This is a genomic window from Nostoc sp. DedVER02 (assembly GCF_034530675.2).
In the GTDB taxonomy this organism is placed as follows: Bacteria; Cyanobacteriota; Cyanobacteriia; order Cyanobacteriales; family Nostocaceae; genus Nostoc.
This window is the reverse complement of sequence record NZ_JAVRCP020000013.1, coordinates 45,064-58,323: the sequence shown is the minus strand read 5'-3', so window position 1 is coordinate 58,323 and position 13,260 is coordinate 45,064. Positions and strand designations below refer to the sequence as shown.

The 13,260-nt window shown below is 42.1% G+C and carries 8 protein-coding genes; 7 read left to right on the top strand and 1 reads right to left on the bottom strand.

All coding sequences use genetic code 11. From position 1 onward, the window contains the following. The first annotated feature begins 68 nt into the window (after positions 1–68). Positions 69–1,385: an ABC transporter substrate-binding protein gene (locus tag RMZ41_RS14925; RefSeq protein WP_322642222.1), complete on the top strand. Its 1,317-nt coding sequence runs from the start codon at positions 69–71 to the stop codon at positions 1,383–1,385. 77 nt (positions 1,386–1,462) lie between these two features. Here the strand turns inward: RMZ41_RS14925 and RMZ41_RS14920 are convergent, their stop codons facing one another. Next, complete coding sequence (locus RMZ41_RS14920; RefSeq protein WP_322642223.1) at positions 1,463–2,296, bottom strand: hypothetical protein; 834 nt, start codon at positions 2,294–2,296, stop codon at positions 1,463–1,465. 414 nt (positions 2,297–2,710) lie between these two features. Here RMZ41_RS14920 and RMZ41_RS14915 point away from each other — a divergent pair, with 414 nt between their 5' ends. From RMZ41_RS14915 to RMZ41_RS14890, 6 genes are all read left to right on the top strand, one after another. After that, positions 2,711–3,028 carry a hypothetical protein gene (locus RMZ41_RS14915; protein ID WP_012409297.1) on the top strand — a complete coding sequence of 106 codons (318 nt, stop codon included), beginning with the start codon at positions 2,711–2,713 and terminating at the stop codon, positions 3,026–3,028. Between the two features lie 240 nt (positions 3,029–3,268). Continuing rightward, positions 3,269–4,996 carry a succinate dehydrogenase/fumarate reductase flavoprotein subunit gene (locus tag RMZ41_RS14910; protein WP_322642224.1) on the top strand — a complete coding sequence of 576 codons (1,728 nt, stop codon included), beginning with the start codon at positions 3,269–3,271 and terminating at the stop codon, positions 4,994–4,996. 151 nt (positions 4,997–5,147) lie between these two features. Further along, complete coding sequence (locus RMZ41_RS14905; RefSeq protein WP_322642225.1) at positions 5,148–6,191, top strand: hypothetical protein; 1,044 nt, start codon at positions 5,148–5,150, stop codon at positions 6,189–6,191. Continuing rightward, entirely contained in the window at positions 6,188–9,520 is a 3,333-nt protein-coding gene (locus RMZ41_RS14900; protein WP_322642226.1) for an ATP-binding protein, read from the top strand. The genes RMZ41_RS14905 and RMZ41_RS14900 overlap by 4 nt, the downstream gene beginning before the upstream one ends. Further along, positions 9,517–12,069 carry a pPIWI_RE module domain-containing protein gene (locus RMZ41_RS14895; protein WP_322642227.1) on the top strand — a complete coding sequence of 851 codons (2,553 nt, stop codon included), beginning with the start codon at positions 9,517–9,519 and terminating at the stop codon, positions 12,067–12,069. Before RMZ41_RS14900 ends, RMZ41_RS14895 begins: the two co-directional genes overlap by 4 nt. A gap of 228 nt (positions 12,070–12,297) precedes the next feature. After that, a complete protein-coding gene (locus tag RMZ41_RS14890) occupies positions 12,298–13,260 on the top strand; it encodes a protochlorophyllide reductase (protein WP_322642228.1) in 963 nt (320 codons plus the stop codon).

Sequence of the window (13,260 nt, the reverse complement as noted above, 5' to 3'; positions counted from 1 at the left end):
CTAAATTTACAAACTTAGTTTGAATCTTAATTTTAGGCTCCTAGACGTTTGAGGAGTGAAAGTTATTTATGAGAAAAATTAGCGCCGCCTTAACCTTCAGTATAGCTACCCTAGCAATTGGATTTCTAGTTGGGGCTTGTGGTGATAATAGTACCCCCGGCACAGCTACTACGGGAAGTACTGCTACCCCAGCAACAAGCTCAACTAACACAAGCACTGCTAAAGGGCTAAAAATAGGTTCTCTACTACCAACAACAGGCGACTTAGCATCTGTTGGACAACAGATGCTAGGTTCTGTTCCTTTACTCGTCGATGCAGTCAACGCTTGCGGTGGGGTGAATGGTGAACCAGTTACTTTAGTGCAAGTAGACGACCAAACCGACCCAAGAGCGGGTGCAGCTGGTATGACCAAACTAGCAACTTTAGATAAAGTAGCAGGCGTAGTTGGTTCATTTGCCAGTAGTGTTTCTAGTGCAGCAGTCTCCATTGCTACGCCGAATAAAGTTATGCTGGTTTCCCCTGGTAGTACCAGTCCCATATTTACCGAAAAAGCCCAAAAAGGCGATTATAAAGGTTTTTGGGCGCGTACTGCTCCTCCCGATACCTACCAAGCACTAGCTTTAGCTCAACTTGCTAGAAAAAAAGGTTTCCAGCGAGTTTCTACAGTCGTGATTAATAACGACTATGGCGTTGGCTTTGAAAAAGCATTTGTGCAAACTTTTGAAAAATTGGGTGGAACCATCGTTAATAAGGATAAGCCTGTCCGCTACGACGCGAAAGCGCAGACATTTGATACAGAAGCGGCTGCTGCTTTTGCTGGTAAACCAGATGCAGTCCTGGCTGTACTGTATGCGGAAACTGGCAGTCTGTTTCTGAAAGCCGCCTATCAGCAAGGTGTGACGAAGGGAGTGCAAATTTTACTGACAGATGGGGTGAAATCACCTACTTTTCCCGAACAAGTTGGCAAAGATGGTGACAAATATATTTTAACTGGAGCGATCGGTACAGTACCCGGTTCCGATGGCAAAGCACTAGAAGCTTTCAACAAACTGTGGAAGGATAAAAAGGGTGGTGCGCCAGGGGAATATGCTCCTCAAGCTTGGGATGCGGCTGCCTTGTTGACGTTGGCTGCACAAGCTGCTAAAGAAAATACCGGTGTTGGTATAGCGAGCAAAATCCGTGAAGTGGCTGATGGGCCTGGCACAGAAGTTACCGATGTCTGCGAGGGACTGAAGTTACTTAAAGATGGTAAAAAGATTAACTACCAAGGAGCTAGCGGCAACGTAGATGTTGATGCTAACGGCGATGTCATCGGTGTTTACGATGTTTGGACAGTAGGAGACGATGGCAAAATCAAGGTAATTGACAAAGTTACCCCTAAGTAGAAAGTCAGGAATTAGGAGTTAAGAGTTATGAATGAAATATTACTAACTCTTAACTCCTAACTCATAATTCCTAACTCTTATAACCCAGTGAAGTTATAACCAACTCCTAACAATAAGCCAACATCAGTTTGATCGAAAAATCCCGCATTGACAGAGGCTGTTGCTGTGAATTGAGGAGTTAGAGGCACATCAATGCCACCAGATACCAAAAAGGCAAATTGCGAATCATCACCAGTTTTGTAAGCTGCACCCACTCCGACGTAAGGTGCGATCGCTAACGGTTCGCTAAAAGCATCTGCTGATTTGAAGGTAAAATCATAGGTGATTGGAAGCAAAATTGTGGTGTTGTCACCTAATACGGCTGAAGGCCGCACAGATATAGAATTTGTCAGTCCGATTTTACTAACTACCGCAAAGTTTCCATCGCCCAAGGACGAGCTACCATCACCACTCAAACCAATGTTAACAGCAACGCCAATATAGCTGCTGCCACCACGAGTAGTTCTACCTAAATCAATATCCGATTGTGCCACTTTGGTATCAGATGGTTGATGAGTCGTTTGAGAAGTAGGTTGTACAAACTCAGAGGTAAGGGTTGCAGATGAAGTTGCTACAGTGCCTGGAACGGGTGTAGACGTTTCCTCTATGACAAGGTTTTGAGGCTGTTGTACCTCAGCTAAATTGGTTGCGGTAAATGTTTCAGTTGTTTCTGTAGAGAGCTTTTGGCTTACAGCGTCTAGTTCTGTACTAAACTCATTGGCAGATGCTACGGTTGCGGAAGGATCAGTTAATGCCTGACTGCTTACCTTGTCTACTGTCTGGGCATTTGCAGATAAACCGCTACTCAGGATTGTAAGAGCAGCTATACCTGGCAACCAAAAAACACCTTTATGACGAAAAATAGTATTCACGTTCACTCCTAATACAACATTGCCACGAAAAATAAAGGTTTTTGTTGATTTAAGTCAACAAACCCGGGCAATACTCAAAATTTAACACCAAAAAATCGGATTTCACATCCTTATTTTGCTGAATTTTTCTATAGTTAGAATGACCTGAAAACCTGCGATTGCATCTTAATCTACGACGTAATATATCCTATAAAACTAGGTTTTTAGGACTTATGTATGTATACACTGTAATACAAGGAAAAAAAAGAATACTTGGTCTATTTACGCTATTCAGGACTAAGAATTATACTTTGTAACGAAAAAAGTTAATTGTGAAGCAATATTACGAAGTTTGCAAAAATATTTAGAAATTGTCTACAAAGCAAACATGGTTCTAACGTAGAACCTATATAGGAGAGACTTGAGGCAAATGTGATGAGCGGAAATAATATTCAAAAGTATCGGTTTGTCTGTACCCTGACTTTTGGTGACATCTACGGCCAAATAATTGTTTGGTTAATTACAATTACCCTAAGTTTGGCATCTGCCTTGGCGCTGATGGGTGCCAAGCGTCCTGTGTACGCTTTAGCAACTGCGGGTTTGGTCGTTCTGCTATCGCTACCTTTCTTGTTGTTTGCGTTTGTCACTACCTTGTTAAATCATATTGAAGTCAGTCCTGTAGGGCCGGGAACCAAAATGGAACCCATACCAGGTAATGTGTCTCAACAACAACCTGTACAAGCAGCTAGTTAAAGAATTACCAGAGGCGATTAATCGCATCTGTACATGAGAGACGCGATTAATCGCGTCTGTACAAAAGTTAGGAGTGAAGACCTAACTTTACATTTGACTTTTCACTTTTAATTTAAAAATTTGTCATAATATCCCTGTCTATAGGCAGGGAATTTTTTTGTAGAGACGCGATCGCAACGCACTACCACAGAATCACCTCTCTACAATAGAACAGCAGTGCTTTGCAATCAGGGGCTTATTATGCTGGAACACGATGTGATTATTGTCGGGGGTGGATTGGCGGGATGTCGCGCTGCTGTGGAAATTGCCCGCACTGACCCTAGTTTAAATATTGCTGTGGTTGCGAAAACACACCCAATTCGTTCTCATTCGGTAGCGGCTCAAGGTGGTATGGCTGCGTCGCTGAAAAATGTTGATTCACAAGATACTTGGGAAGCACATGCTTTTGATACTGTCAAGGGTTCTGATTATTTGGCAGACCAAGATGCTGTGGCAATTCTTACCCAAGAAGCGCCAGATGTGGTAATTGACTTGGAACATTTAGGGGTTTTGTTCTCTCGCTTACCCGATGGCCGCATTGCCCAACGAGCTTTTGGCGGACATTCCCACAACCGCACTTGCTACGCTGCTGATAAAACTGGTCACGCGATTTTGCACGAATTGGTTAACAATTTGCGGCGTTATGGGGTGCAAGTTTATGAAGAATGGTATGTGATGCGTCTCATTTTGGAAGAAAATGAGGCGAAAGGTGTGGTGATGTTCCATCTGTTGGATGGACAAATAGAGGTGGTGCGAGCCAAGGCGGTGATGTTTGCTACAGGAGGCTATGGCCGCGTTTATAATACCACCTCTAATGATTACGCTTCTTCGGGTGATGGTTTGGCAATGACTGCGATCGCAGGTTTACCTCTCGAAGATATGGAATTTGTGCAATTTCATCCCACTGGTTTATATCCAGTAGGGGTGCTGATTTCAGAAGCAGTAAGGGGTGAAGGCGCATATCTAATTAACAGTGAAGGCGATCGCTTTATGGCGAACTATGCACCCAGTCGGATGGAACTGGCTCCTCGTGATATTACCTCACGAGCGATCGCTTACGAAATTCGCGCTGGTCGTGGTATTCATCTCAATGGTAGTGCTGGCGGCCCCTTTGTCTATTTGGATTTGCGGCACATGGGCAAAGAAAAAATTATGAGTCGCGTCCCATTTTGTTGGGAAGAAGCGCATCGTTTAGTGGGCGTTGATGCGGTAACTCAACCGATGCCAGTCCGTCCGACAATTCACTACTGTATGGGTGGTATCCCAGTTAATACTGATGGTCAAGTCCGCAGTAGTGGTGATGGTTTAGTTGATGCTTTCTTTGCTGCGGGTGAAACAGCTTGTGTTTCCGTACATGGTGCAAATCGCCTGGGTAGTAATTCTCTGTTAGAATGTGTTGTTTATGGCAAGAGAACTGGGGCTGCGATCGCCAAATTTGTCCAAAAACGTAAGTTGCCCTCTATAGATGAGCAACGCTATGTAACCCAAGCCCAGCAAGAAATCCAATCTCTGCTAGAACAACCAGGACTGTATCGAATTAACCAAGTCCGTCAAGCCTTCCAGGATTGTATGACTGATTACTGCGGTGTTTTCCGTACTGAGGCATTAATGAGTGAAGGGTTGCACAAATTAGAAGAAATACAACAGCGATATCCACAAATTTATTTAGATGACAAAGGTAGTTGCTGGAATACGGAACTTGTGGAAGCTTTGGAATTGCGAAGTTTGATGGTAGTAGGACAGACTATTTTGGCATCAGCTTTAAATCGCCAAGAGAGTCGTGGCGCTCATTTCCGCGAAGATTATTCCGAGCGAGATGATGCTAACTTTCTCAAACACACAATGGCTTACTATTCACCAGCCGGAATTGACATTCAATATCGTCCTGTGGCGATTACTATGTTTGAGCCAAAAGAGCGGAAGTATTAGCCAAAAGTAAATTTATGTGAGAAATCGAGGTGACTATAAAAATTTAGTCCACCTCGATGAATAATAACGTGATTATAAATATTCTTAAAGTCTGAAAACTAGTTCAAACGTATTAAAATAACGGTCAATATCGCTATATAAAAGTCTGGATATGCAATTCAGTGAGGATGAAATTCTGTTCATCAAGTTATGTAAAGGACTTGTGCAGATTTGCGATCGCATCAACCGAGGTGAGCCAGCTTATCTAGTCGAGGACTCACAACCGTTTCCACAGCCATTATATGAAGCATTTCAAGGATTGAGCTTGAAATGGATACTGCGGGATGAAGAAATGCGACATCCAGCAATATTGTGCATGGTTGAGGCCGCCAGAAAGTCAGTAGAGACAGTTGAGCCAGACTTTTCTGAGTTCGTCGATTTTCCAGAAGAGTCACTAATTGAAAATATAACGCGCCCTTCAGAGGAATGTGAAGCTTGGGCTAGCAGGTATGCACTGAATTTGGAACGAGAGCAGAATCAAAGCTACATTCCCCGCCTAATGGCAGAAATTGAGCGACTTAGCTTACCCCACAGTACCTACACACTTTTCCGTCGATTTATTGCTGAGAACCCATTTCCTTCAGATTTAATCATTGCCCTATTTCGCTCTAATAATCCTGATATCGAGCCAGTTTTAGACCTGTTAATGCAAGCATATCGGGATGCCCCACCGCAGTCTGAGTCAATGCCATTATGCAAAACTTGCGGTGGATATTTGGATTGTGCCGCACGAGATATCGAAGGCTGTTGTGAACCATTAGAAAAACGAGTAGATAGGGCACCAATAGAAGATACCGTAATCTGCCTAATTAGACCATCCCTAATTGAATTACGCCTAGCTCGAACTCTCGAAACAATGGGATTGCAAGTAGAACTATGGCCAGAACTGGACAAGGCTGATCTGAAAGTGACACTACCGACTGGAGATATTTGGGCAATTGACGCGAAAGATTGGGGAAGCGCCACCATGTTAGCTAAAGAATTAAATCAAGATACGATTCCAAATATTGGTCAGTCTCAATCATTCTTTGTAGTTCCAGATTACCGATGGAAAAATTTAGCATATCAAGCAGCTTTTAAAAGTCGGTATAAGGGAAATTTGCCTGTTTTTTCAGAGTCAGAATTAATTAAGCGTGTCAAGGGAGTTTTGCAGTGAGAGATACCAGTACTTTGAGTGAGGCGCTGAAAAAAGCAATGGGAGGCGAATCACCACCCATTGGGATGAAATTTCCTGATTTCGCCCGCACAGAATTAATGCTTCATGCTCTACAGACTCATTTCTCTGACCAACCTATTCGGAAAGCACATTTATTGATGCAAGGTTATCGAGAGCCAGGTATCACAGATGTTCAGTGGGATATATTGAAGCATTTACGCCATTTAGCGCCAGAATTCCGCAGTTCAATTAGCTGGGAAATTGCTCTCCGTAGCTATGATGAAGTTGCCAAAAGTTCGGCTTCCGGTTGGCTGGGTTTTGACATAGACTATCCTAACAACCAAATTACGCCAACTAAAAAGATGGCATTGGCTCGATATGATTTATACGAAAGGCTGCTGACTCAAGAGTCATTGAAGTTTCGGCAGGCGAAATACAGACCAGCCCCAGCTGGTGACTACGAGTTCAACATTAACCCACAGCAGACCCGCACAATCAGAATTTCCCAAGAAATTGCCAATATCGGCGTAAAATACGCCACTCAAATTCCCAGTATTAATCTTTCTAAGGCTCGTCAGTCAATCAAAATACCCCTAGCTGATTTGATTAAGAAAGGAACTGAATTGAAACCGATTTTAGGATACGACGCAGGGCAAATACTTAATCAATCAACCTATTGGGATATTCAGCAGGATCAAGAAGCTAGAGAGATTTTTATTGAGCAAGAAGGTCATATTTTAGGCCCGACTGGAAGTGGCAAATCCACCCTAATTGATTGTCTAGTTGCACTCTTGGTAGATAGTAAAAAAAGAGTTGCAATTGCTACAAATAGTGTAGGTGAAGTCCAAAACTGGCTTGAATTTGCTCAAAAAGTTGGGATTAGGGCAGTTCCGATTATTGGAGAATCGGAACGACACAAGCACCTCAGCCGATTAAATCAGGCTGTAATGTTCAGTAACAAACAGCAGCCTTTTACCCATCCAGGTTTTAAATGGCTGGCACAATCCTGCCCATTGTATAGCTTGGCACAGCCTCAGATTCCACAAACATCGAATGGTCAGCGCAGTAGACCACCATGCTTCGGAAAGCTACAAGATGTTAACGATCCGAATAAGGTTTATAGTTGTCCTCTGGCTCCTATTTGTCCCAGACATATTAAAGCTACTGAATTAGAAAATGCACAACTAATCGTTGGAACTTTACAAGGGTTTATTCAGAAAAAAGTTTCCCTACACAATTTGACTGAAAATATTACCATTCTTGAATATTTAGCACTAACAACAGATTTGTTTATCATCGATGAAGTTGATCTTGCTCAACCAAAGCTAGATGAAATTTTCTATCCGACAGAGACACTTGCATCTTTCGATTTGTTGCAAGATACATGGACAAGAACTGAATCTTATCAACATGTACATGGTCTGATGGAAGGCGAAGTGGTTGTGCCAGGGAGATACCGCGATCCCTATTTAGAACAGTCAGAAGATCAACGACATTTAGCCAACCGGGGAATTGGGGCTTTGATGTATTTGATGAGAAATATCACAAATACTCTTAAAGGAAACAGTCCTCGTCAAGAAATTGAGAAACTGTTAAAAGCATACACTCAGGAAGGAAGGCTGTTTACAGCTTGGACATTTTTCGATAAATTGGCTGAACAACTTTCAGGTAAAGCACATATTCAGATTGGTGCTAAGAAAGTCCGAAAACAAACTTTATCAAAATATGAGCGTAACTACGATCGCTACCGTGAAATTTTCAAGCGAATACAGGATAATCCTGTTAGTCCTGACACCGTTGGTCTTAACTCTAGTGACACAGTAATTGCAGAACGTTTAGCACTAGTTTGTGGAGCGCTACTAGCAGGAGACTTGCTCACTACAGTGCCACATCCTAACTGCAAAAAGTTTATTCAAACAACACGATGGGATATTAAATTTGACCAACTAGAATTTGATGTCGACCGCTTCATAGATAATCTTGCTAAATTGCTACAACTAGGTATTTATGCATCCCATGTATTAGGTGCATTAGGTAAGCACGTATCTGCTAGAGGTCACGCTAGCGTTGACCTAGAATCTACCTTACCTATGACTCCTCCAAGTGACTTTGAATGCTTGCTACCTAATTCTCCTGTTGGTTCGGTAACTAGTGCCCAATTCCTCAACAAACAACTTAGGATATTTCGCGGGATTGCCTTGGGTCGGTCACTTCTCAGCCGATGGAATTCTATTTTCAGTATAGACGGGCTAACTCCAGCAAATTTGTTAGTTACATCAGCAACCAGTTACTCAGGAGATAGCGAACAATCATATCCTTTTCATGTGCAATTAAAGCCAACCTTGTTAATAGAACCACCTCCTGATAAGTCTAAAGCGGTAGCACATGATAGTGAATTCTTTTATTGCCCCGTTGTCGATGATGCAGGGAATCCTGTTTTTATCTCCGGTAGTCAAGGAGATGACCGACAAGAGAACATTAGCCGGATGATTTCAGGTCTTTGTCGTCAAAGCAAACAAGGTAAGCCACTACTTGAGCAATTTCAAGATTATTTAGCAACAAACGTCGGTAGCGATCGCAAAAATCTGCTAATTGTCACAAATAGCTATGCAGAAGCTAAGGCATTTTATAATTCTCTAAAAAATCCTTATCTTGATAGGGCATCTTACGTTGTTCAGGATGGTCGCTGGGTTTCAGACGATCAGGTTTCTCGATCTAAGCTCACTGAGTTTCCAGGTCGTGGTAAAGAGTTTTTAATTGCACCAATGGGTGCTATATCTCGTGCTGTTAACATGATGCATCCAGTGACTGGAGAGCCATACTTTGGCGGTATGCTGATTGCCGTTAGACAGCATCCTAGCCCAGACGATAATCAAACAGTTATCAGTGGGGTTAATAAAGAAACAATAGATATCATCGACAAACTACCCGTCGAGGCGATTCAGAGACATGCTCGATATGCACGAGACACTTTTTTGACAATCCCGCAAATTTTCTCTCGATTACCTGATAAAATCGCTAAAATTGCGCTCAAAACGCCACTAGTCTGGACGCTAACGGTTAATTTAACTCAATTAATCGGACGTAGTACTCGCGGTGGTCGCAAAACAGTTGTCTGGTTTGTAGATGCTGCCTTTATGCCAGAAAGCGCAAAGGGAAATTCATCTGGTGATTCGGAGCAAAATTCTATTTTGTTGGCTGCACGCAAACTTTTGGGTAGCGCCATCAATAAAGGTGGTGGCTCTGGAAGGCTCATCAAAACTCTGTATGGGCCAGTTTATTACCCGTTAACTCGACTAACCCATTTCATTCACGGAGTGAAACTTTGAGCATTAATTACTTTCAGCCCATCTACCTTGAGTACAACCAAGAATTGGTCAGTGATATCACTGGTTTTATGATGCCGTTTCCCAATTTAAAAAAATTTAATGCCCATTACGGTAAACCTGAAGAAAATGCCCCAACGACTCCATTACTTAATACGATCCGATTATTGCTGCCACAGATTCGTGTTATCAACCCTTTGGTTGTTAACGGCGAACCAAACCCCGCTACTTTCTTAGCTTATGAAGAAGTTGACCCAGAAATTCTAGCTCTTATATTCAAGAGATGGGTTGAAGTATGTTATCCAGAGTCAGAACATAAAGCGTTAAAACCATATTGCAGTGCCGATCAGTTTCATTGGACAGCATTAACGCCTAATCATCTCGAATTTTGGGCACCTTCTTGGGCGATCGCTTGGGAACTGAGCAAGCATGAGTATCAAATGGGAGAAAATTCATTCAAATTTTTATTTGGCCCAGGAAGGAGCGGAAATACAGTTGAACTTGTATCTTGGCCACCGATTCAAAATATACATGGTCATCGAGCATCTGTGGCGCTTGTTATATCAACTCAAAGTGACATAGATCCTAAAAAAATCAACCTTCACTTTCAGATGAAGCGTTGGATAGTTAAACAAGGAAAGGACTCAGGTATTCGGTTAGAGAAGCGTACTACAGGATGTTATGTTCGCAGATTACGCTCTTGGCTAGGAGACTACAACCTACTACAGCCCAATGCCTTCACGGTTTTGGAAGCAAATTACCGTCGGGAAGGAACTGAATATGTTCCTCAATGGAAAAATCGACAGGTCAGCCAAATTTTAGAACGTTTATCAGTACAAATTCCAAACATCATAGATGTCTTGGCAAACCCATTCAATTTTATTGAAACAGACCAGACAGATATTCTGGTTCCGGCACGAGTCTACCAGAAAGCAGGATGGGGAACAGGATTTACATTTGAGGATGAAAGAACATTGCTTGAACAAATCAAAGATGTTTTACCAACTAGTGTAGTACTTTCTGCTCCCTGGAAAAGGATTTCTGTTGATAGAGATTTGAAGAAGTTCATTAACCAACGATTTCAAAATACGCTAATTATCCCTAGACCCTCTAAAGGTAAACTGCCCAAAATTACTAGAGAAGTACTAGTATTCCTCGCTGAACGAGCTAATAACTTAACTATCCAGGTACGTTACCTGACAGAAGAAGTTCAAGAAGCTCTTGCATTGGTTGCTAAACATTATTTTGGTAACAGTCTAAATTTAGAGTTTTACACATCTGAAGGTTTAGCCGATCCTATTGTTTATAAAGAATCAAAACGCAATGAGAAGCTTCCTCAGACTCAACACATCCAACATTTTGGAGAGCAGAACCAACCTAAGCATCCAATGCCTATGATCGTAGAAATTCTGCCTCCAAACCATCCTAAATACCGTAATGACCAAGATCCGAAACCTTTTCTAAAATCTCTGTTACCTAAATATAATTTTATTCCTCAGTGTATCTTGTCAGCAGAGAAGGTAGATAATAATGGAACTGGGGAAGCAAAAACAGATGAAGATTTGCAAGAGAATATTTATAATCGTGCTCTTTCTGCAATTCTGGATGCCATTTTGCCATTCGACCTAAATTATCCTTTATCAACTCCTGACGATAACACCGTCTATGCTGGTTTGTATGTAAGTCGGCGGAATCAGAGAACAGCAACCCAAAGTTTTAATGAGTCAATTTTGTTGGTAATTTATAAGAATGAAGTCAGCATGTTATTGCCTCAGAGGGATCTGCATTTTAGAACTATGCCTGATACAATTTGCGAATTAGCAAAGCACAAAACATCTAAGGCTAATTGCGATCAAGTCATCAGTAATATGCTGACTACGTTGAGCCAGACATACTCTGCTGCTGACGATATATATCTATTTGTTCATGGTCAAAATGCTCGTAGCTATTGGTCTTGGTTACAAGACAGCAAGTTCGATCCAGATAAACCACCGACAAATAAAATCCACATTGTTCGTATCCGTGACCAGATGAACAATGAAGTTCCGCAAGGATATGGACTTGCGACAAAGCAGGAAACATTTACAAAAGGTGCTGTCTCTTTTACAAAAGGAATTTTTATTCCACAAGACTGCGATATTAATACAACTCGGTTTACTCAAACTGTCCTCAGCATTGCTGAAAAACCTATCAAATTGGCTAAGGAAATGAGCCGTTATCAAGCCTGGATATCGAGAGGATATGAAAAAGAAATTGACAAAGATGGAAAATTAGTAAGCAAACTGGATTCTAAAACAGGCAAATGTATTATCAAAAATATTGCTCACAATTCATCTCCAAGAAAAGATTGGAAAGCTCCGCAGCCACGCGCCCACAATATCCTAGCAACGCGATCGCCAGATAAATTCAAACTTCATCATCTTATTACACACCACCTCAGATCCTGTCATTGGTGGACTTCTGCTGAATGCGCGTCTCCTTTACCTCTGTCATTAGCTGAAAAGTCTAAAGAGTGGTGTTTTAACGATGGCGAATTGGAAAATAAAGAATAATGTTCTCTAACAAGAGTTGCGATCGCTTACCTAAAATTTATTTGCGAGTATCGAGTATCAAGATGAATATTAGCGAAATCTTTCGTAAATCTGTGAGCTATAAACCTTGATTTAAATACTTGTTTATTACCAAAGATGAAACTCAATATTTACAAAATAAATATTGGTACAACCCAGTGATGTAAAATCCTGAAGGGAGAAAAAGGTGATTCACAGAGTCTGAATAGAATGGTACAGGATAGGAAGTCAACGGTTATAATCACAGGTGCTTCTTCAGGAGTCGGTTTGTACGCTGCCAAGGCTCTTGCTGAAAGGGGATGGTATGTAGTGATGGCCTGTAGGGATATAGCGAAGGCTCAACTGGCAGCCCAATCTGTGGGAATCCCGCACCAGGGTAGCTACACTATCATGCATATCGATCTTGGCTCTTTGGATAGCGTTCGACAATTTGTGAAGAACTTCCGAGCAAGCGGACACTCCCTAGATGCTTTGGTGTGCAACGCTGCAATTTATATGCCTTTGTTAAAGGAGCCACTGCGAAGCCCAGAAGGATATGAGTTAAGTGTTGCGACAAATCACCTGGGACATTTCCTTTTGTGCAACCTAATGCTAGAGGATCTACAGAAGTCATCTTCAGAGCCAAGGCTGGTAATTTTGGGAACTGTTACCCATAATCCAGACGAACTAGGTGGGAAGATTCCGCCGCGTCCAGACTTGGGTGATTTGCAAGGTTTTGCAGAAGGATTTAAAGAACCAATCTCGATGATTGATGGCAAGAAATTTGAACCAGTCAAAGCTTACAAGGATAGCAAGGTTTGTAACGTCCTAACCATGCGAGAACTACATCAGCGCTATCACGAGTCAACCGGTATCGTCTTCAACTCTCTCTATCCGGGATGTGTTGCAGAAACACCGCTATTTAGAAACCACTATCCTCTATTTCAAAAAATCTTCCCATTATTCCAGAAGTACATCACTAAGGGATATGTATCTCAGGAGTTGGCGGGAGAAAGAGTTGCGGCCGTGGTTGCCGATCCTGAGTACAATCAATCTGGTGTGTATTGGAGTTGGGGAAATCGCCAGAAGGAAGATGGTAAGTCCTTTGTTCAAAAGGTTTCTCCTCAAGCCCGCGATGACGACAAAGGCGATCGCATGTGGGAACTAAGCGCCAAGTTGGTTGGACTCGCTTAA

Excerpts from the sequence above, each read along its gene's own strand:
- RMZ41_RS14925 (WP_322642222.1), top strand. The coding sequence starts at position 69 with ATGAGAAAAATTAGCGCCGCCTTAACCTTCAGTATAGCTACCCTAGCA.
- RMZ41_RS14915 (WP_012409297.1), top strand. The coding sequence starts at position 2,711 with ATGAGCGGAAATAATATTCAAAAGTATCGGTTTGTCTGTACCCTGACT.
- RMZ41_RS14910 (WP_322642224.1), top strand. The coding sequence starts at position 3,269 with ATGCTGGAACACGATGTGATTATTGTCGGGGGTGGATTGGCGGGATGT.
- RMZ41_RS14905 (WP_322642225.1), top strand. The coding sequence starts at position 5,148 with ATGCAATTCAGTGAGGATGAAATTCTGTTCATCAAGTTATGTAAAGGA.
- RMZ41_RS14890 (WP_322642228.1), top strand. The coding sequence starts at position 12,298 with ATGGTACAGGATAGGAAGTCAACGGTTATAATCACAGGTGCTTCTTCA.